The 19,649-nt window shown below is 73.5% G+C and carries 20 protein-coding genes; 10 read left to right on the forward strand and 10 right to left on the reverse strand.

The annotated features are described in order from the left end of the window. Positions 1-15: 15 nt before the first annotated feature. The 3 genes from VQH23_RS15140 (at position 16) to VQH23_RS15150 (ending at position 2,239) form a co-directional block, all read left to right on the forward strand. Complete coding sequence (locus tag VQH23_RS15140; RefSeq protein ID WP_338661572.1) at positions 16-1,206, forward strand: amidase; 1,191 nt, start codon at positions 16-18, stop codon at positions 1,204-1,206. Between the two features lie 64 nt (positions 1,207-1,270). Continuing rightward, positions 1,271-1,789, forward strand: a complete 519-nt coding sequence (locus tag VQH23_RS15145; RefSeq protein WP_338661573.1) for an N-acetyltransferase family protein — start codon at positions 1,271-1,273, stop codon at positions 1,787-1,789. Positions 1,790-1,900: 111 nt separating this feature from the next. Further along, a complete protein-coding gene (locus VQH23_RS15150) occupies positions 1,901-2,239 on the forward strand; it encodes an NIPSNAP family protein (RefSeq protein WP_338661574.1) in 339 nt (112 codons plus the stop codon). A gap of 42 nt (positions 2,240-2,281) precedes the next feature. Here the strand turns inward: VQH23_RS15150 and VQH23_RS15155 are convergent, their stop codons facing one another. Together VQH23_RS15155 and VQH23_RS15160 are read right to left on the reverse strand one after the other, a co-directional pair. Then, on the reverse strand, positions 2,282-3,280 hold the full coding sequence (locus tag VQH23_RS15155) for a tripartite tricarboxylate transporter substrate binding protein (protein ID WP_338661575.1): 999 nt from the start codon (positions 3,278-3,280) through the stop codon (positions 2,282-2,284). 103 nt (positions 3,281-3,383) lie between these two features. Then, entirely contained in the window at positions 3,384-3,752 is a 369-nt protein-coding gene (locus VQH23_RS15160) for a hypothetical protein (RefSeq protein WP_338661576.1), read from the reverse strand. 58 nt (positions 3,753-3,810) lie between these two features. On the opposite strand from VQH23_RS15160, the gene VQH23_RS15165 reads away from it, so the two are divergent. The 4 genes from VQH23_RS15165 to VQH23_RS15180 all read left to right on the forward strand — a co-directional run bounded on the left by VQH23_RS15165 (position 3,811) and on the right by VQH23_RS15180 (position 7,398). Next, positions 3,811-4,743, forward strand: coding sequence for a metalloregulator ArsR/SmtB family transcription factor (locus VQH23_RS15165; RefSeq protein WP_338661577.1), 933 nt, complete (start codon positions 3,811-3,813; stop codon positions 4,741-4,743). Positions 4,744-4,890: 147 nt separating this feature from the next. Beyond that, positions 4,891-5,778, forward strand: coding sequence for a cation diffusion facilitator family transporter (locus tag VQH23_RS15170; RefSeq protein WP_338661578.1), 888 nt, complete (start codon positions 4,891-4,893; stop codon positions 5,776-5,778). Between the two features lie 82 nt (positions 5,779-5,860). Then, positions 5,861-6,805 (forward strand): energy transducer TonB, encoded by a 945-nt coding sequence (locus tag VQH23_RS15175; RefSeq protein WP_338661579.1) that lies wholly within the window; start codon positions 5,861-5,863, stop codon positions 6,803-6,805. An 8-nt stretch (positions 6,806-6,813) separates the two neighbouring features. Next, complete coding sequence (locus VQH23_RS15180) at positions 6,814-7,398, forward strand: cob(I)yrinic acid a,c-diamide adenosyltransferase (RefSeq protein WP_338661580.1); 585 nt, start codon at positions 6,814-6,816, stop codon at positions 7,396-7,398. Between the two features lie 25 nt (positions 7,399-7,423). On the opposite strand, the gene VQH23_RS15185 is transcribed toward VQH23_RS15180, so the two are convergent. Continuing rightward, positions 7,424-7,930 carry a DUF4142 domain-containing protein gene (locus VQH23_RS15185; RefSeq protein WP_338661581.1) on the reverse strand — a complete coding sequence of 169 codons (507 nt, stop codon included), beginning with the start codon at positions 7,928-7,930 and terminating at the stop codon, positions 7,424-7,426. Positions 7,931-8,292: 362 nt separating this feature from the next. Beyond that, positions 8,293-9,408 carry a M20/M25/M40 family metallo-hydrolase gene (locus tag VQH23_RS15190; RefSeq protein WP_338661582.1) on the reverse strand — a complete coding sequence of 372 codons (1,116 nt, stop codon included), beginning with the start codon at positions 9,406-9,408 and terminating at the stop codon, positions 8,293-8,295. Between the two features lie 68 nt (positions 9,409-9,476). Here VQH23_RS15190 and VQH23_RS15195 point away from each other — a divergent pair, with 68 nt between their 5' ends. Then, positions 9,477-10,610 (forward strand): pyridoxal-phosphate dependent enzyme, encoded by a 1,134-nt coding sequence (locus VQH23_RS15195; protein WP_338661583.1) that lies wholly within the window; start codon positions 9,477-9,479, stop codon positions 10,608-10,610. A gap of 71 nt (positions 10,611-10,681) precedes the next feature. On the opposite strand, the gene VQH23_RS15200 is transcribed toward VQH23_RS15195, so the two are convergent. After that, positions 10,682-12,316: a glycerophosphodiester phosphodiesterase family protein gene (locus tag VQH23_RS15200; protein ID WP_338661584.1), complete on the reverse strand. Its 1,635-nt coding sequence runs from the start codon at positions 12,314-12,316 to the stop codon at positions 10,682-10,684. A 451-nt stretch (positions 12,317-12,767) separates the two neighbouring features. On the opposite strand from VQH23_RS15200, the gene dctA reads away from it, so the two are divergent. Both dctA and VQH23_RS15210 read left to right on the forward strand, forming a co-directional pair. Beyond that, positions 12,768-14,093 carry a C4-dicarboxylate transporter DctA gene (gene dctA, locus VQH23_RS15205; RefSeq protein ID WP_338661585.1) on the forward strand — a complete coding sequence of 442 codons (1,326 nt, stop codon included), beginning with the start codon at positions 12,768-12,770 and terminating at the stop codon, positions 14,091-14,093. Between the two features lie 78 nt (positions 14,094-14,171). Further along, positions 14,172-15,278 carry a hypothetical protein gene (locus tag VQH23_RS15210; protein WP_338661586.1) on the forward strand — a complete coding sequence of 369 codons (1,107 nt, stop codon included), beginning with the start codon at positions 14,172-14,174 and terminating at the stop codon, positions 15,276-15,278. Here the strand turns inward: VQH23_RS15210 and VQH23_RS15215 are convergent. The 5 genes from VQH23_RS15215 to VQH23_RS15235 form a co-directional block, all read right to left on the reverse strand. Then, positions 15,176-15,892, reverse strand: a complete 717-nt coding sequence (locus tag VQH23_RS15215) for a TRIC cation channel family protein (RefSeq protein ID WP_338661587.1) — start codon at positions 15,890-15,892, stop codon at positions 15,176-15,178. The genes VQH23_RS15210 and VQH23_RS15215 overlap by 103 nt on opposite strands. Positions 15,893-15,899: 7 nt before the next feature. After that, positions 15,900-17,141 (reverse strand): MFS transporter, encoded by a 1,242-nt coding sequence (locus tag VQH23_RS15220; RefSeq protein WP_338661588.1) that lies wholly within the window; start codon positions 17,139-17,141, stop codon positions 15,900-15,902. 78 nt (positions 17,142-17,219) lie between these two features. Beyond that, positions 17,220-18,086: a LysR substrate-binding domain-containing protein gene (locus VQH23_RS15225; protein ID WP_338661589.1), complete on the reverse strand. Its 867-nt coding sequence runs from the start codon at positions 18,084-18,086 to the stop codon at positions 17,220-17,222. An 87-nt stretch (positions 18,087-18,173) separates the two neighbouring features. Then, a complete protein-coding gene (locus VQH23_RS15230; protein ID WP_338661590.1) occupies positions 18,174-19,016 on the reverse strand; it encodes a DUF2076 domain-containing protein in 843 nt (280 codons plus the stop codon). A gap of 94 nt (positions 19,017-19,110) precedes the next feature. Beyond that, on the reverse strand, positions 19,111-19,557 hold the full coding sequence (locus tag VQH23_RS15235; protein WP_338661591.1) for a CoA-binding protein: 447 nt from the start codon (positions 19,555-19,557) through the stop codon (positions 19,111-19,113). Between the last annotated feature and the right edge of the window lie 92 nt (positions 19,558-19,649).

Genomic DNA, 19,649 nt, shown 5'->3' on the forward strand with positions numbered 1-19,649 from the left:
GGGATTCGGGGCGGCATGGCGGACGGGATTGACGGCAGCGGCTTCATGCCGGGCGAGCGGGCCGCCCTTGCGCACGCGGCGCACGGTCCGCTGTCCGGGCTGACCTTCGCGGCCAAGGACCTCTACGACGTCGCCGGTTCCCCCACCACCTACGGCAACCCCGACTGGGCCCGCACCCACCCCGTGCCGCCCTCCACCGCGCCCGCCGTGCTGGCGCTGGTGGAGGCGGGGGCGCGGTTCCTCGGCAAGACGAAGACGGTGGAGCTCGCCTATGGGCTGACGGGCGAGAACGTCTGGTACGGCACGCCCGTGAACCCGGCGGCGCCGGACCGCTTTCCCGGCGGCTCCTCCTGCGGGAGCGCCGCCGTCGTGGCCGCGGGGGAGGCGGACATCGCCCTGGGCTCCGACACGGGCGGCTCGGTCCGCATCCCCGCCTCCTACTGCGGCATCTATGGCATCCGGCCGAGCTGGGGCTCGGTGCCGCTGACGGGCGCGCGCGGCCTAGCGCCTTCCTTCGACACGGCGGGCTGGTTCGCCGCCCGCGCCTCCGTCCTGCGCCGCGCGGGGGAGGTGCTGCTGCCCCGAGGCGGGGAGGGGCAGCTGGGGCCCTGCCTGCGCGTGCAGGAGGCCTGGATGAATGCCCACCCCTCCGTGGCGAGCGCGCTGAGCCCTGCGCTGGACGCGGTGGACGCGGCGATGGATGGCTGCCTGCAGATCTCCCTGATCCCCGAGACGCTGGCGGTCCTCTACGAGAGGTTCCGCTCCGCGCAGGCTGAGGAGGCCTGGGCGACGCTCGGCGACTGGGTGGCCTCGACAGGGCCCGCCTTCGGACCCGGCGTGGGGGAGCGCTTCACCATGGCGCGCGACATGGAGCCGGGGCAGGGCGCCGCCGGCCGTACCTTCCGCCAGGGCTTCCGCCAGCGCCTGCTGGGCCTGCTCGGGGGCGGGGCGGTCCTGGTCTATCCCACCTCGCCCATGCCCGCCCCGAAGCTCGGCGCCTCGCCGGAGGAGCAGCTCTGGACCCGGGAGGTGACGATCGGCGTCACCGCCATCGCCGGGCTGGCCGGGCTGCCCGAGGTCTCCATCCCCGCGGCCCGGGTGGACGGGGCGCCAGTGGGCCTCTCCCTCGTCGCGGCGCCGGGGCGGGATCGGGCGCTGCTGGCGCTGGCAGAGCGCGTGGCGGAACGGCTGGGCCTGTCGGTCTGAGGGTGCGTGATTTTAACGTAAGAGGGTGTTTCCCCGGGGCCGCGTTCTGATCTAGGCATCGCTCATGCCGATCCGCGACGCGACCCCTGACGACGCCCCCGCCATCGCGGCGATCTACGCCCACCACGTGCTGCACGGCACCGGCACCTTCGAGGAGGCGCCCCCCTCGGTGGAGGAAGTGGGCGCCCGCATCGCGAAGGTGCAGGCCGCAGGCCATGCCTGGCTGGTGGTCGAGGAGGAGGGCCGGGTCCTCGGCTACGGCTACTACGCGAACTTCCACGCCCGCTCCGCCTACCGCCACACCGCGGAGGACTCGATCTACGTACGGGACGACGTGCGGGGCCAGGGCGTGGGCAAGGCGCTCGTCGCGGAGCTGCTCAGCCGGGCGGAGGCGGAGGGGTTCCGCCAGATGGTCGCGGTGATCGGCGATTCGGAGAATGTGGGCTCCATCGGCCTGCACCTCTCCCTCGGCTTCCGGCAGGCGGGGCTGTTGAAGGCGGTGGGGCTGAAGTTCGGCCGCTGGGTGGACGTGGTCACCATGCAGAAGGCGCTGGGCGAAGGCGACCGCAACACTCCCGCCTGATCGCCCGCGTCGGCGCGGCGCGTTGACGCGTCCCGGCGGATATGGACTGCTCGCGCCCGCCTGAACCGGGGCCCGCCTGGCCCCGGCAACGACGAGGGGAAACGGACGGGCATGCTCCTGGACCACCGCACCTATACCTGCCGGCCCGGCACGCTGAAGCGCCATCTCGCCCTTTATGAGGAGCATGGCTGGGCGGTGCAGACCCGCCATCTCGGCCAGCCCCTGGCCTATCTCACGACCGAGACCGGCGACGTGAACAGCTACGTCCATATCTGGATGTACGAGGACGCCGCCGATCGCGCCCGCCGCCGCGCCGCCATGCAGGCGGACCCCGCCTGGGCCGCCTTCCTGCAACTGAGCGCCGATGCCGGCTACCTGGTGAAGCAGGAGAACAAGCTGATGACCCCCGTGGGCTTCGCCCCCGCCCCCCTGCGCGCCGCCGGGGCCTGAGCCGGGCCGCACCGCCCCTGCCGCGCAGGGGCGGTGCCTTTCCTACCCCGCCGTCACGCCCGCGCCGCGCACCACGCCGCCCCAGCGCGTCCTGTCCTCGGCGATGAAGGCCGCGAAGGCCTCCGGCGTGCCCGCCCCGGCATCGGCGCCCTGCTCGCGCAGCCGCGCCACCACCTCCGCATCCGTCAGCGCGCGCCGCGTGGCCTCGTTCAGCGCCGCGACGACCGGCGCGGGCGTGCCGGCCGGGGCCAGCAGCCCGAACCAGGAGGTCACCTCCACCCCCGGCACCGCCGAGGCCAGGGTCGGCGCCTCCGGCAGCATCGGCGTCCGCTCCGGCCCCGCCGTGCCCAGCGCCACCAGCCCGCCCGCGCGGATATGCGGCAGCACCGTCGGCGCGTGGTCGATCATCATCAGCACCCGGCCCGCCAGCAGGTCCGCGATGGCCGGCGCGCTGCCCCGGTAGGGCACGTGGGTGAGCTGGATCCCCGCCCTGGAGGCGAAGAGCTCGGAGGCAAGGTGCGTGATCGCCCCCTGGCCCGAGGAGGCGAAGGTCACCCCGCCCGGCCGCGCCTTCGCGTGCGCCACCAGTCCTGCCACGTCCCGCGCCGGCACGGAGGGGTGCACCACCAGCACCATGGGCACCGTGGCCACCATGGAGACCGGCGCGAAGTCCCGCAGCGTGTCGTAGGACAGGCCGGGATAGAGGTGCGGCGTGATCGCCTGGGTCGCGCTGGTGCCGAGCAGCAGCATGTGCCCGTCCGGCGCGGACCGCGCCACCGCCTCCGTCCCGATCGTCCCGCCCGCCCCCGTGCGGTTCTCCACCACCACCGGCTGCGTCCATTCCGACTGGAACCGGTTCGCCAGCGCGCGCGCCAGGATGTCCGTCGCCCCGCCTGCCGCGAAGGGCACGACCATCCGCATCTGCCGGCTCGGCCAGCCCTGAAGTTGGGCCTGCATCTGGGTCTGGGACTGCGCCGGACGCCCGGCGCCCCAGCCCGCCGCCATGCCCAGCGCGGCCGCCACCAACGGGCGTCGCCTCATGCCCTTCCTCCCTGTTCCCGGCAGGTTCGTCCCTGCTCGAAACGAAAGTGCAGCACGGCCCCAGCGGCCCGGCAACCGGCCCCTTAACCGGCGCCGGGCGGCGTCAGCCCGGCCGGTAGCGGGCCGAGACCACCCCGTCCATGTGGAGGATCACGTCCAGCTCCGCGCGTCGATCCGGAGAGGGGAGCAGGGCGACCACGCGGTCGAACCAAGGCGCGCGCCCCTTCACCCGGTCCAGGAACAGCGCGTCCAGCGCCTGGGCCATGGGCACGCGCCCGGCGCAGCAGGTGCAGGCGGCAGGGTGGGTGTCGCCCGGTTCGAAGCCCGCGCTGGCCACGATCCCGGGCGGCAGGCCGGCGGGCGGCTCCTCGGCCAGCAGCGCGGCCTTGCCGCCCCCGGCGAGGCTGGCGGCCAGCGCGGCCTCGTCCGCCACGATCAGAACGGGAATGCGGCCATCGGCGAAGACGGGCATGGGCGGGGGCACCTCTTTCCAATCGACATAAAGATATCGTTATGTCATTTTCAGGTCCATGGAAGAGACCCTGGCCCAGCTCCGCGCCGCCGCCGAGCCCACGCGGCTGCGCCTGCTCGCGCTCTGCGCCCGCGGGGCGCTCTGCGTCACCGATCTCTGCGCCGCCCTCGGCCAGTCCCAGCCGCGCCTGTCCCGCCACCTGAAGCTGCTGGTGGAGGCCGGGTTGCTGGAGCGGATGCCGGAGGGCTCCAACGTCTACTTCTCCCTCGCGCCGCGCGCGGACCTGGCCCGCGCCATCCTGGCCCGGCTGCCGGAGGACGACCCCCTACTGGCCGCGGATCGCCGCCTGGCCGCCCGGCTGGGCGCGGAGCGGGTGCGCGCGGCCAGCGAGGCCTTCCGCAGCGCCGGCGCCGACTGGGACGAGATGCGCGCCCTGGGCCTGCCCGCCGCGGGGATCGAGCGCGCGCTGCTGGATGCCCTGCCGCCGCATGTCGGCCGGCTGCTGGATATCGGTGCCGGCACGGGGCAGCTGCTGGAGCTGGTGGCGGAGCGCTGCGACGCCGCGCTCGGGGTGGATGCCAGCCGCGACATGCTGGCCCTGGCGCGCGGCCGCCTGGCGGAGCGCGGACTGGCCCCGCGCTGCGCCGTGCGGCAGGCCGACATGTACCGCCTGCCCTTCCCCGACGAATCCTTCGACGCGGTGACGCTCCAGATGGTCCTGCACTACGCCGAGGACCCGGCCGCGGCCCTGGCGGAGGCCGCGCGCGTCCTATCGCCGGAGGGCGTGCTGGTGGTGGTGGACCTCGCCGCCCATGACCGCGCCGATCTGATGGAGCGCCACGCCCATCGCTGGCCCGGCTTCGATGATGCGGGGATGGCCGGCTGGCTCGGCGAGGTCGGCTGCGCCCTGGCCCCGCCGGTGGAGATCCCCGGTCCGCTCGGGGTGCGCCTGTGGTCCGCCCACCGCGCGGCCGCCGTGCAGCCGGCCTAGGGCACCCGCCCTGGCCGTTCCCGGGGCGGGGATCATGCTTCGCGGCGAATGGCAACCGCACCGGGCACAACCCACCCTCCCGATCCCACGGCACCACCCGCGCGCGGCCCTTCTCCGCCCGCCCCGGGGCGGGGTATTCGAGGGCCGATGAGCCCCACCGAATCCACGGCCTGGACCAGCCTCGCCGTCGGCCTGCTCGTGCTCGCCCTGAAGGGGGCGGCGTGGTGGCTGACGGGCAGCACGGCCCTTTTCGCGGACATGCTGGAGACGGTGGTGAACGTCGCCGCCGCTACCGCCGCCCTCGCCGCCGTGCGCTACTCCGCCATGCCGGCGGACGAGAACCACCCCTACGGGCACACCAAGGTGGAGTACTTCTCCGCGGTGCTAGAGGGGGCGCTGATCCTTGTCGCCGCCTCCATGATCCTGCAGGAGGTGTACGGGGCGGTCTTCAGGCCCCGCGCCCCGGAGCAGCCGCTGGTCGGCATCGTCCTCTCGACGATTGCCACCCTGATCAACGGCACCTGGGCCACGATCCTGCGGCGGCGGGGGCGCCGCCTCGGCTCCCCCGCGCTGGTGGCGGATTCCAAGTACCTGATGTCGGACGTGGTCACCTCCGCGGGCGTCATCGCGGGCGTCGGCCTCGTTGCCGCCACCGGCCTCCTCTGGCTCGATCCCCTGATGGCGGGCGTCACGGCCGTGATGATCCTCGTCTCCGGCGCCCGGCTTCTGCGGGAGAGCGTGGGCGGGCTGATGGACGAGGCGGTGGGGGCGGAGGAGCTGACCGCCATCCGCAACACCGTCTCGGCGCACGCCGATGGGGCGATCGAGGCGCATGACCTGCGGACCCGCCACGCCGGACGAATCACCTTCGTGGAATTCCACCTCGTCGTCCCCGGCGCGATGCCGGTTTCCGAGGCGCACGACATCTGCGACCGCATCGAGACCGCGCTGAAGGACCGGCTCGGCAACGCGGTGATCACCATTCACGTGGAGCCGGAGGGTAAGGCCAAGCACAGCGGGGTGCTGGTGCTGTGACGCCGTGAGCGGCGCCCTTTCCCTCTCCCCGGCGGGCCTTCGCCTGGGAGCATTCCCGGGCCCTCCCAAGGGCGTTCCCGCTGTGGCCCCGTCCTGGCGGCCGCGCGGGCGCCAGGACCGGCCGGTCCGCTGGACCCTGCTGGCCGCGGCCGCCCTGCACGCGATGGCACTCGCCGCGGCCCTGCTCGACCTCGGCCCCCGCGAGATGGCGGAACCGAGGATCGTGGAGGGAACGCCGCTGGTCTGGGAAGGCCCGGTCGGGGCGGGGGAGGGGGCGCCGGAGCTGTCGCCCGCCCTCCCGTCCCCGCCTCCGGCGCCGCAGGCCCCGCCTTCCACCGCCGCGCCGTCCCCCGCTGAGGCGGAGGCCCCGCCCCAGCCGGATCCACCCGCGCCGGACCCATCGCCATCCCCGGCGGCGGCCGCACCCATCCCCGCGCCGGCACCGCCCTTGCCGCCCCCGCCGGCCGTGGCCGCGCCCCCTCCCGCACCGTCCCCCTCGCCGGTCGCTCCGCCGGCCGCGGCGCCGCCGGGCCCAGTGGCCCAGCCCACCCCGCCCCGCGCGGCGGAGCCGGCCCCGCTGCCCCTGCCGCCTCCCCCCGCGCCGCCCGCACCCGCCCGCCCGGCGCCCCCGCCCGTGGCGGCCGCCCCCGACCCGCAACCCGCCGGCGCCCCGATGCGGACGGTGGAGGTTCCGGTGGCCCCCGGCGCGGTGCGGCTGGGCGCCGGCACCGCCGGCTCGCCGGGGGAGAGCCGCGCCGTGGGCGCCCCCCGGCCGGGCTGCCAGGACGTGATCGGGTACCCGGCGGCCGAGCGCGAGCGCGGCGTCACCGGCGCGGTCGGGCTGCGCCTCCGCGTCTCCGACGATGGGCGGGTGGTGGAGGCGCGGATCGCCGAGCCCAGCGGCGTCCAGGCGCTGGACGAGGCGGCGCAGCGCGGCATCCGGCGCTGCCGCTTCATCCCGGCCCTGCGGGACGGGGTGCCCGTCTGGGGCAGCCGGGACTACCGTGTCGTCTTCCAGCTGAACTGAGGGGCCGCATGGTCAAGCTCGACGTCATCACCACCCGCGGCGGCGACGGCGGCCAGACCTCGCTCGGCGACGGCACGCGGCTGCCGAAGCACGCGCCGCGCGTGGAGGCGCTGGGCGCGGTGGACGAGGCCAACGCTGCCATCGGCCTGCTGCGCCTGCACACGGCGCAGGAGGAGGACGCGATGCTCGCCCGGATCCAGAACGACCTCTTCGACCTCGGCGCCGACCTATCGGTTCCGCACCAGGGGGATGGGCCGCACCAGGAGGGGGGGAAGGAGAGGCTGCGCGTGACCGACGCCCAGTGCCTTCGGCTGGAACGGGAGCTGGCCGAGATGAACGCGGAGCTCCCGCCGCTCCGCTCCTTCATCCTGCCCGGGGGCACCCCGGCGGCGGCGTACGCCCACCTGGCCCGCACGCTCGCCCGCCGCGCCGAGCGCGCCGTGGTGGCGCTCGGCGCGGCGGAAGCGTCCCAGGACGGGGTGAACCCGGCGGCGATCCGTTACCTGAACCGCCTCTCGGACCACCTCTTCGTCCTGGCCCGCGCGCTGAACATGGGCCAGGACGTGCTGTGGGAGCCCGGCGGGAACCGCTGAGCCCCCGCCTGAGCCCCCGCGGGGATCAGGCGCGCGGGCCGACGGCCTGCAGGAAGGCCAGGTGCTCGCGGATGCGGTCGGCGGCCAGCAGGGCGATGGCGCGGTCCGGCGCGGGGGCGGAGGCGTCCTGCGACATGGCCGTGTAGAGCTGCAGCGCCTCCTGGTGGCCCTGAACCTGGGCCGTCACGAAGAGCCGGTCGAACTCCGTCCCGCTCGCGGATTGGAGCTGGCGCAGGATCGCGGCCTTGTCCTCCGCGACGGGCGGCGGCGTCATGGCGCCGTGGACCTGCATCATGGCCTGCATGAGGCCCTGCTGCTCGCTCACCTCGAAGGGCGCGAAGCGGCGCAGCTCCGGCCGGGCGGCCTTCTGGGCGCCGAGCTGGGCGGTCTGCATCAGGAAGACGCCGCCCTGGGTGGCGCGCATCCGCATGGCGGAGGGAGCGCCGCCGGCCATGTCGGTCTGGGCGGTGGCGGCGCAGCCGGCGAGGCCGGCGCCGGCCACGACGAGGGCAAGGGCGCGACGGTCGATCATTGGGTGGGGCTCCACGAGGATGGGGTGAGGGCAGTCGTCCGGGGCGCCGCGCGCCCCTTCGTCACGCCCCATGGATCCGGGGTCGCGCCGTTCCGCGCCGGGAAGGGCCGGGGCTGCCGCCCTGCCTCCCGGCATGCCGGAGCCGTGTCCGCAGGCGCGCGCCCTGGCCGACCTGCCGCCGTCCCACGCGGTCCAGTCATCCCGTTGCGCCTCCCCGATCCCTTGACCCAGGCATCTTGAGTACCGGATGCCTGAACGTGGGGTGATGCGGATTGGTTGATTCGAACTGCCAGGAATTATACTTGGCCAGGGCAGACCAGTATTAACCTATGTTTCCTATCCTACGTTAATGAGGAAGTTGATTACTGTGCGCCCTCGCGCAGCAGGCGGCGGAACAGCGGCACCGCCGCGGCCAGCTCCGCCACGGGTACGTACTCCCCGGGGGAATGCGCCACGCCGATATCGCCCGGGCCGAGCACCACGCAGGGCGCCAGCGCGTTCAGCCGCGTGGCGTCCGTGCCGAAGGGCACGGTGCGCGCGGCCTGCCCCGTGGCCGCCTCGGCCAGCCGCACCAGCGGGTGCTCCACCGGCAGCTCGGGCGGGGAGCCGTCCACCACGAAGCGCAGCGCCAGGCCGTGCCGCTCCGTCGCCGCCTGCACCGCCTCGATCACCGGCGCCGGGTCCAGCGCGCGGGAGTAGCGGAACTTCATCCGCGCCGTGGCGCGCGCCACCGTCACGTTGATCGCCGTGCCGTGGTTGTCCAACACGATGTTGAAATCCGGGAAGGGCGGCTCGTAGTCCGGCACGCGCCAGGCGGGCTCCTCCCGCAGCCGGTCGTGCAGCGCCTTCATCTCGGCCAGGAAGGGGATGAGCGCGAGGTTGGCATTCACCCCGATCCCGGTGGAGGAGTGCGCCTGGGTGCCGCTGGCGGTCACCTCGAAGTTGACGGTGCCGCGATGGCCGCGGATGGGCGCCAGCCGCGTCGGCTCCGCCACCACGATCCCGCGCAGCGCCGCGCGGCGCGCGAGCTCGGACCGCTCCGCGATGATCGCGGCGCCGGCCTTCGTCGTCTCCTCGTCCGTGGTGATCAGCAGCGTCACCGGCGCGCCGGCGGGCATGCCCTGCGCCGCGACGATGCAGGCGGCCACCGGCCCCTTCATGTCGGCCGTGCCCAGCCCGTGCATCAGCCCCGCCTCGTCCACACGGGCGGAGAAGGGATCCTCCTGCCAGCCCGTGTCGGGCACGGTGTCCATGTGGCCGGAGAGCGCGATCCCGCCCGGCCCGCCGCGATGCGCGACGATCGCGCGCTTGGGCACGCCGTTCGCATCCTCGTAGTCCAGTCGCTCAATCGCGAAGCCCTTCAGCTCCGCCTCCACGCGCTCCGACAGGGGCAGGTTGGAGACGAAGGATCGGCTGTCGATATGGACAAGGTCGGCGGCCAGGGCGCGAACGGCCTCGGCATCAGTGCGGTCGGTCATGCCGGTGTATCCCTTGCGGGCCACTGCGCCGCAAGACAGGGTGCGCCGCCTCGCCAGCAGGAGCGCCCATGACCGCCTATCTCGACCCGCGCACCGGACAGACCTGGCCCCTGGATGCTCCGCGCTGGTGCGGCGATGCCGGCCAGCCGCTGATGCTGACCGATCTGCCGGGCATCGGGCAGGACGCGATCGACCCCGCCGCCCCCGGCCTGTGGCGCTACGCCGCCGCGCTGCCCTTCCGCCCCGCCGCGCCGATCGCGATGGGGGAGGGGCGCACCCCGCTCGTCCCCCGCGCCTGGGAGGGGTCCGAGGCGCTGTTCAAGTGCGAGTGGATGATGCCCACCGGATCCTTCAAGGACCGCGGCGCCTCCGTCATGCTTTCCCTGCTGCGGGACCAGGGGATCACGGCGGTGCTGGAGGATTCCTCCGGCAATGGCGGCGCCGCCATCGCCACCTACGCGGCCGCCGGCGGGATGCGGGCGCGCATCCTGGTGCCGGACAGCACCTCCCCCGCCAAGACCGTGCAGTCCCGCGCCGCGGGGGCGGAAATCCAGCTCACCCCCGGCAGCCGGCAGGACTGCGCGGACGAGGCGCTGCGCCAGGGGAACGATCCGGAATCCGGCTTCTTCTACGCCAGCCACAACTGGCACCCCTTCTTTCTCCAGGGCACGAAGACCCTGGCCTACGAGCTGTGGGAGGATCTCGGCTTCGAGGCGCCGGACGCGGTGGTGATCCCCTGCGGCGCCGGATCGAACGTGCTGGGCTGCGACATCGGCTTCGGGGAGCTGCTGCGCGCCGGTGCCATCCCCCGGCTGCCGCGGCTCTACGCCGCCCAGCCCGCCCATTGCGGCCCCATGGCGCGCGCGTTCCTCGGCCTTCCGCCGGAGCCGCCCCGCCCGACAGTCGCGGAGGGCACGGCCATCGCCCAGCCCATCCGCCCGGCCGAGGTGCTGGGCGCCCTGCGCCGGAGCGGCGGCGGCGCCGTGCTGCTGGAGGAGGGCGAGATCACCGCCGCGGCCCTCGGGCTCGCGCGGCAGGGCCTCTACGTGGAGCCGACCTGCGCCCAGGCCGCGGCCGCACTGGGACGCCTGTCCGCAGACGGGTCCATCCGCCCGGGGGAGAGGGTTGTCGTCGTGCTCACCGGGACGGGGCTGAAGGCGACCCCGCGCTACGCCGAGTTCCTGGGGCTCGGACCGGTCTGACGCAGCCCCGTGGAAAGCTGTGGGCCGCCGCGCCTTCCGGCGCAGCGGCCCACCGTCTCAGGGGGCCCTGATCAGACCACCCAGATGTCGCCTACCGAGAGCTCCGTGCCGGCCACCAGCGTGCCGATGCGGATTGCGGCCGCGCCGCCCGCGCCGTCGGCATCGTAGAGGAAGTCGCCGGTCGCCCCGTCGTAGAGCAGGTGCTGCTCGGCCGTGGTGGCCGTGCGGCCGAGGCCGAAGCTCTCGGCCAAGAGCTGCCCCTCGCCCTCCAGCGCCGTGAAGACCGCGCCGTCCAGCTCGATCCGGTCCTCGCCCGAGGCGAAGTCCATGAGCCGGGTCAGGTTGCCGCGGCCGGCGGCGGCCTCGAAGCGGAAGGTGTCCGCGCCCTCGCCGCCGGTGAGGCGGTTGGAGCCCGCCCCGCCGACCAGCAGGTCGCTGCCGGCATCGGCGATCAGCGTGTCGTCGCCCGCGCCGCCGAGGAGCGTGTCGTTGCCCGCGCCGCCGATCAGGCGGTCATGGCCCTCGCCGCCCGTGAGGCGGTCGTTGCCGGCATCGCCCACCAGGCGGTCATTGCCCGCACCGCCATCGACCACGTCGTTGTCGGCGCCGGCGTAGAGGAAGTCGTCGCCCGCGCCGCCGCTGATCGTGTCCTCGCCGGCGCCGCCGTAGAGGTAGTCCGTCCCGGCGGTGCCCTGCAGCTCGTCGCCCCCGCGGGTGCCGTCGGCCGTCAGGTCGTCCTTCACGGCGCGCAGGCCGATGTCGGTGTGGTCGGTGAAGAAGCCGTCCACCCCGGCGTCGATGAGCTTCTGGATCTCCTGGGCGGCGGTCTGCACCGTGCCGTCCGGGTTCAGGGCCAGGTAGGGCTCCTCGGCGCGGACGGTGTAGGGGATGACCTTCAGCCCGACGGCGTGGGCGTTGGCGACGAGGTCCGTGACCTGGCCCGTCAGCCGGGTGGTGATCTGGGCGGTGCCGTCGCCGTCGCCGTCCACCGGCGCCGTCAGGCGCGCGCGAGGCAGGATGGCGTTGATGCTGGGGCCGACGATGTCGGCGTACTCGGCGATGGCGGCCAGGCCCTCGGGCGTTGCGGTGTTGCCGAGCTGCACGATGTGGAAGTCCACGCCGGCGGCCGGCATGATCGTCTCGTGCAGCGCCTTCAGGTTGCCGGACTCGAAAGACTGGACGAAGACCCGGCCGCGGTCGGTGAAGTCGTTGGCGACCAGCGCGTCCACCAGCATCTGCGCCGTGTCGTAGCCCTTGGCGAGGAGCAGGCTCGGGCTCTTCAGCTCCGGCACGATGGCGATCTTCTGGCCCGTGGCCGCCTCGTGGCCCTTCACCAGCGCGATGATCTCGTCGAGCGTCGCGATCTCGAACTGGCCGTTGTAGGAGGAGCTCTCCGGGCGCTGGTCGCCGGTGCGCTCGATCGCGCGCAGCGTCTTCAGCTCGGCGAGGGTGAAGTTCTCGATCACCCACTCGCGGTCCGCGAACTCGGGGTGGTCCGCGATGTCCGTGGTGCCGGCCAGCGTGTGCTCGTGGCGGGCTACCAGCACGCCGTCTTTGGTCGTGACCAGGTCGGGCTCGATGAACTTGGAGCCGAGCTCGATGGCCTTGCGGTAGGCCTCGATCGTGTGCTCGGGCCGCACGGCGCTGGCGCCCCGGTGCGAGACGACGATGGGCGCCTGCCCATCGAGAGTGTCATAGCTGGCCACGGATGTGATTTCCCTCGGGTCTTAGCAGCCCGGCCGTTCGGCCCCGCAGCTCCTGTCGGAGGGCGGGCCGAATCCTCCCGGCCGGGTAAGGGCGGGGTTAGGTGCTGCGCATGACACGGGAATGATCAAAAGGTTACGCCGAAGTTAATCATGGTCTGTCCGGGGGAAGTCAGGGGCGCCGCAAGTTCTGTGCGCCCGTGCAGGCCCGAGCCCTGCGCGATGTTCCGGTCCAGTATCCAACCGGCAAGGCCGGGTGCACGGCGCACAGCTTTACTTACGTTAACAGCGTGTCATTCGTGCCGGGGCGGAACCGGTGCAGCCATGACTTCGCTGCGTGGCCCCTCCGATGCCTCAACTATTGTCCTGTGTAAGTTGTCTGTCATATGCCCTCGCCACCGAGAGGTCGGGCCAAGGCGTTCCGGCCGCCTGCCGGCACGGAACGGACCCCCCGATGATCAGACGCGCCCTCTCCCTGCTCTACGTGCAGGTCCTCATCGCCATCGCCCTCGGCATCGCCGTGGGCGTGATCTGGCCGGGGACCGGCGAGGCGATGCGGCCGCTGGGCGACGGCTTCGTCAAGCTCATCCGCATGGTGATCGCGCCGGTGGTGTTCTTCACCATCGTCCACGGCATCGCCTCCGTGCGGGACGCGAAGAGCGTCGGCCGCGTGGGCGTGAAGGCGCTGTTCTACTTCGAGGTGGTCTCCACCTTCGCCCTCATCATCGGCCTCGGCGTCGCCAAGATCTTCCGCACGGGCGAGGGCTTCAACATCGATGCCAGCCAGATGAACGCCAACGCCGTGCAGGGCTTCGCCCAGCGCGCGGCGAATGACAGCGTGGCGGCCCACCTGCTGAACATCATCCCCGACACCTTCGTCAGCGCCTTCGCCGGCGGCGACCTGCTGCAGGTGCTGCTGCTGGCCGTGCTGACGGGCTTCGCCATCAACGCCCTGCCGGACCGGCTGCGCGAGCCCATCTCCCATGCCATCGACGCGGCGGGCGCGGTGTTCTTCGGCATCGTCTCCATCGTGGTGAAGGCAGCCCCCGTGGGCGCATTCGGCGCCATGGCCTTCACCATCGGCGCCTACGGCTTCGGCTCGCTCATCCGGCTGGCGGAGCTGGTGGCCACCTTCTACCTCACCGCGATCTTCTTCGTGGTGGTGGTGCTCGGCACCATCGCGCGCTTCTGCGGCTTCTCGATCTTCCGCTTTGTCACCTACATCAAGGAGGAGCTGCTGATCGTCCTCGGCACCTCCTCCTCGGAATCCGTGCTGGCGCAGGTCATGCGGAAGATGGAGGCGCTCGGCGCCTCCCCGAAGGTGGTCGGCATCACCGTGCCGCTGGGCTACTCCTTCAACCTGGACGGCACGAACATCTACATGACGCTGTCCACCATGTTCCTGGCCTATGCCACGAACACCCACCTGACTTGGGGGCAGGAGCTGACGATCCTGCTGGTGGCCATGCTCACCTCCAAGGGCGCGTCCGGCGTCACGGGCGCGGGCTTCATCACACTTGCCGCCACCCTCTCGGTGATCCCCGACATCCCTCTGGCCTCGCTGGCCGTGCTGATCGGCATCGACAAGTTCATGAGCGAGTGCCGGGCGCTGACGAACCTCATCGGCAACGGCGTGGCCTGCATCGCCATCTCCCGCTGGGAGGGGGAGCTGAATCCGGTGCAGCTGCGGCAGGCCCTGTCCGGCACGCCGCCGGTCGCGGGCGCCGGGCCGCAGCCCGGGCCGGTGGTGCCCTTGCCGGAGCCGCGCGCGGGGAACTGAAGCACAGGCGGAACGCCCTCAACCCTCCGTTAGGCCCGGCCACGCAAGATGCGGGCGGCGCGGAGGGAAGGGGGCTGCATGACCGGGGCGATCGGCGGCTTCCTGCCCCTTGATCCCGGCCCGCCCCTCGGCGCGGGAGGGCGGGAGAGCGTGGCGCGGCGCTGGTTCCGCGGGTTGCCGCACCACGGTTACCGCAACGGGCGCAGCGCCCTCGCCCTCGGCGTGGGGAAAGCCCTTGGACCGTTCGGGACGCTGTGGATGACCGGCTTCGCCTGTCAGGCCCTGGCGGAGGCCGCAGGGGCGATGCTGCGGTTGGGCCATGCCCGGCGCCTGGCCGCCTATCCGCTGGCCCCGGAAGGTCCCCTTTCCCCGGATCCGCGCTTCCTTGCCGCCCATCTGGCGCCCGGGGACGCGGTGCTCGCCGTCAGCTACTTCGGCCGCCCCTCCTCCGCCGCCCTGCGGCGCCTCGCCGGGCTCCGGCAGGACGTGACCTGGATCGAGGACCGGGCGGGCGCCCTCTGGCCCGGCCCGGCCTGGGGTGATGCCCTGCTCTACAGCCCGCGAAAACTGCTCGGCGTGCCGGATGGCGGCTATCTCGTCATCACGCCACGCGGCGCGGCCCGCGCTCGCCCACTGGCGGAGCAGCAACCCGGACCCTCGCCGACGGAGTCCCCACCGGCCCTGCGCCGCTTCGAAGATGAGAGCGGAAACGCCGCTTGGTTCCCTGCCTACCGCGCCGAGGAGGCGGGGATGGCCGTCGCGCCCGGCGCCCCCTCGCGGCTGACGGCGGCGCTGCTGGACCGGCAGGATTTCCATGCCATCGCCGCCGCCCGCCGCGCGAACCATGCCGCGCTGCGGCCGCTGGTCCCGCCGGACCTGCTGCTGGAGCCCGCCTCCGACCGCCCGGCCTGGGTGCCGCAGGGCCTGCCCCTGCAGGTGCCGGACGCCTCCGCCCTCTCCGCCCGGATGGCGGAGGCGGGGGTGTTCTGCCCGGTCATGTGGCCCGATCCGGCCGATCCCGGCCCCTGCGCCCGGTCCCGGGCGCTGGCGAACCGCGTGCTTCTCCTGCCCCTGGACCAGCGCTACGGGGCGGAGGAGATGCGCCGCGTGGCCTCCGCGCTCGCGGCCTCGATCCGGGGCGCGGCCGTCTCCGGCACCGGATCGGCCGCGCCGCTGGCGGCCTGACCGCCATAGGCGGGCAGCGACCAGCCCCCGCCCAGCGCCGCCGCGCGGATGAGGAACGCCGCGAGCGCCCCGGCCCCCACCGCCACCGCCCGCTCCGCCCCCAGCGCGTGCAGGGCCAGGAACAGGCCGGCACCCGCCGCGGCGGCCGTGGCGTAGATTTCCCGCCGCAGGATCAGCGGGATCTCGCCGCAGATCACGTCGCGGATCAGGCCTCCGAAGCTGGCGGTCATCACCCCCATCAGCACGCAGACCCAGGTCGCGGCCCCGGCGCGGGAGGCCACTTCGGCCCCCAGAACGGCAAAGACCGCCATCCCCGCCGCATCGGCCCAGAGCAGCAGCGCCACGCGCCGCTCCACTCTCGGCGCCGCGAAGAACACGGCCAGGGCGCAGATGGCGGCCAGCAGGGCGAGGTCGGGGCGGAGGAGCCAGGCCACGGGCAGGCCCAGAAGCAGGTCGCGCAGCGCGCCGCCGCCAAAGGCGGTGACCCCCGCGACCAGCAGGAAGCCCACGGGGTCCATCCGCTTGCGCGCGGCCGTCAGCGCGCCGGCGGTGGCGAAGGCGGCCGTGCCGGTCCAGCCCAGCGCCTCCAGCGCCAGGTCGAAGGGCGCCGCCATGCCCGGCCTACTCGGCCGGAAGCGGCGCCGGCGGCCGGGCCGTGCGCAGCGCCTCGCCCCGCGCGGTGCCGGCGCAGAGAAGCGAGCCGAGGAGCAGCAGCGCCACGCTCGGCAGCACCATCCAGGCCAGCCCATGGTCCAGCATCAGGCCGAAGGGCACGGGGGTAATGGCGCCGCCCAGCGGCAGGCCGGAGGAGATGAAGCCGAAGACCTTCCCCATCTGCCCCGGGGGCGCGGCGTTCTTCACCATCACGTCCCGCGGCGTGCGGGAGGCGCCGAGCGCCCCGCCCGCGACGAGGGCCATGAAGGGAAGCACAGCGTCCGGCAGGGGCAGCAGCCCCATGGCGAGGAAGAGCGCGACGGAGAGCCCCGTCAGCCCCGTGACGAAGGTGAAGTGCCGGCTGTACCGGTCCGCGTACCAGCCGCCCACCAGCACGCCGCCGGTGGCGCCCGTCACGTAGCCCGTGAGCGCGAGGGAGGCGATGGCCAGCGGCGTGCCCCAGAGCTGGTCCAGGGTTGTGATTAGGAAGGCCTGCACGCCGGAGCCGGCCATGGAGGAGAGCAGGAAGAAGGCAAAGAACATCAGCATGGTCCGGGAGAGCAGGACCTCCCGCCCTACCGGGGCCACTCCCTTCTTCGGCCGCGCCTGGTCCTGCAGGATGCGGGATTGGAGCAGGATGGCCAGCACCACGGGCACGCCCAGCAGCCCCAGCGCCAGCAGGGTGGGCCGCCAGCCCAGGCCGAAGGTCTGGGTCATCATCGCCAGCACCAGCGGCGCCGCGGCGAAGCCGAGGTTGCCGGTGAAGGTGTGCATGGCGAAGGCGCGGCCCATCCGCTTCTCCCCGATGCTGCTGCCGAGGATGGCGTAGTCCGCCGGATGGATGACCGAGTTGCCGACGCCCGAGAGGACCGCGAGGCCGAGGACCACCCAGTAGTTCGGCGCCAGCGCCATGGCGGAGATGGAGAGCGCCATGAGGAGCGTGCCCCCCACCAGGAAGGGCCGCGCCCCGTGCCGGTCCACCAGGAAGCCCACGGGGGTCTGCAGCAGGGCCGTCACCCCGCTCATCAGCGCCACCGAGAGGCCGAGCACGGCGTAGGAGACGCCGAACTCCTCCCGCCACAGGGGAAAAAGGGGCGCGAGGCAAAGCATGTAGAAGTGGGAGAGGAAGTGGCCCGTCCCGATCAGGCCGATGATGCGCCAATCCTTGTCGCGCGGGGCCTCAGCCATCTGGACGTTGCCGTTCTGCATGGGCCGGAAACTGCGCCCCCTGCCGCACGGCGGTCAATCTCGCGCTTCGCCGGGGGTGTTACACGGAGGACAGGAAGGTCAGGCCGCCAGCGGCGCGGGCGCGCCCGCCGTGTCCCGGATGGCCTGCACCAGCGGCGCGGCGAGCGGCGCCAGCCCGGCCAGGTCGCCGAACACCGCCATCTCCGCCGGCTCCAGCGGCGGCAGGCCGGGCAGGGGGGCCAGCCCTTCCGGCAGGCCGGAGGCGCCGATCACGGTGGCCGCCAGCCCCGCCTGCGCCGCCGCCGCCACGCCGAGAAGGCTGGCGGAGGTGTAAGTGACCTCGAAGGCCAGCCCGGCGCGGGCCAGGGCGGCCAGGGCCCGGTCCCGGAACATGCAGCCGGCGGGCAGCATCGCCAGCGGCAGGGGGCGGTCCGGCGGGGGCGCCCAGCCCGGGCAGGCGGCCCAGATCACCGGCTCGGTCCAGAGCACGCTGCCCTCGCTCTCGCCCTCCCGCCGCTTGCCGAGGACGAGGTCGAGCGACCCGGCCTCCATGGCCCGGCGCAGCTCGTGGGATCGGCCGACCTCCACCTCCAGCCGGATGCCGGGATGGGTGCGGGCGAAACGGGCGAGGAGAGGGGCTAGGCTGCGCGGCACGAAGTGGTCCGCCACCCCCAGTCGCAGCCGCCCCGCGACGGGCGGGGCGACGAGGCGCAGCACTGCCTCCTCGTTCAGCGCCAGCATGCGGCGGGCATAGGCCAGCAGCGTCTCCCCCTGCGGGGTCAGGGCCACGGTGCGGCTGGTGCGTTCCAGCACGCGCTGGCCCAGCAGCTCCTCCAGCCGGCGGACCTTCAGGGAGATGGCGGATTGTGTGAGGCCGAGCGCCGGCCCCGCCGCGGTGAAGCCGCCGCGCTCCGCCACCTGCACGAAGCAGCGGAGCAGGTCGAGATCAAGGTCCGGAATACGCATCGGGGGCCCAGGCTGATCCTGGACCCCCGACCCCGTCAATGATGGTTCCGCGGGTTAGCCGCGGGACCGATGAGCGGCGCTGATGCCTCAGACGTCCTCGTCGAAGCCGCCGGCGTCGTCGTAGCCGGCCGCGTCGTCGAAGCCGCCGGCGTCATTGTAGCCGGCCGCGTCGTTGCCGCCCCAGCCGCCCGTATCCGACACCGGCGTGGCGTCGTTGCCCGCGCCGGCGGGGTCGGTCCAGGGCGAGGAGGCCGGGGTGTTCACCGCCTGCTCGCCGAAAGCGCCCGTCGCGCCGGATACGGCGTCGGAGGCCGAGCTGGCCGCGCCCGACACGGCATCGGTCGCCGCGGTGGCTGCCTGGGCCGCGCCGCCGGAAAACATGCCCATCAGCGCGTTGCCCAGCACCATGCCACCGGCCACGCCGGCCGCGGTGGTCAGCGCCGTGCCGAGGAAGCCGCTGCCGCGGCCGCCCTGCTGCTGCATCATCGCCGGGTTCATCGCGCCCGGGGGCGGCTGGATCGGCTGCGGGCGCGGGGTGAAGGGCACCTGCTGCCGCTGCCGGTTGCCACCGCCGAACAGGCCGCCGAAGAGGCCACCACCGCCCTGCGGCTGCGCGTTGGCCTGGGCCTGCCGCTGGGTGTTCTCCAGCTGCCACTCAAGTTCCTGGATGCGGTTCTGCGCCTGCACCAGGGCCGCTTCCTGCACGAAGGCGGTCTGGGTGATGCGGTACCGCGCCTCCGGGTGGCGGGAGAACAGGTCGGTGATCAGCCGGTCCGCGTCCGGGTCAACGGGCGGCAGGTTGGGGGCCGGCTGCGTGCCGGGCACGCTGCGGCCGCCCCAGGGGCCGGATGACGTCGCCACCGGCTGCTGAGCGACGCCTGCGACACGCTCCACGTAGCCGGTGATGATGCGGCGTTCTTCCTCAGTCATGTCCCTCGAAGCTCCATGTTGCGGGCGGATGCCCGCGACGGGCCCGAGATGGCCCGGCGCGTGTAATCTTTCAAGATTTTAATGTGCGTGCGTCTCAGGCGAGGCCGGCGGGCACCCGCGCGGGCAGGCCCAGGCGCCCCCACTCGATTACGGGGCAGCGGTCCATCACGATCGGGATGCCCGCGGCCCGGGCGCGCCCGGCGGCTTCCTCGTTCCAGATGCCGAGCTGGAGCCAGATCGATTTCGCACCCAGCCGGATGGCCTCGTCAACCACCGGGCCGGTGTCCTCGCTGCGGCGGAACACGTCCACCATGTCCAGCGGCCCGGCCTCCTCCAGCGAGGCGACGGCCGCCATGCCGTGCACCGTGCGCCCGTCCAGCGCCGGGTTCACGGGGATGGCGGTGTAGCCTCGGCCCAGCAGGAAACCGAACACCCCGTAGGAGGGGCGATTCGGCTTGTCCGAGGCCCCGACCACCGCAATGCGGCGGGTTCTGAGGAGGATGTCGCGAACCCTGTCATCGGTCAGGCCGTCAACCGGCATGGCATTTCCTTCGCTCGGAACGGCCCTGCACATGGGAAGGGACAGGGGGTGCCGACAACGGGCGTGTCAGAACGAGCCCCAGGGCGCGGTCG

Origin of the sequence: Pararoseomonas sp. SCSIO 73927, from assembly GCF_037040815.1 — a bacterium.
Taxonomy (GTDB): domain Bacteria; phylum Pseudomonadota; class Alphaproteobacteria; order Acetobacterales; family Acetobacteraceae; genus Roseomonas.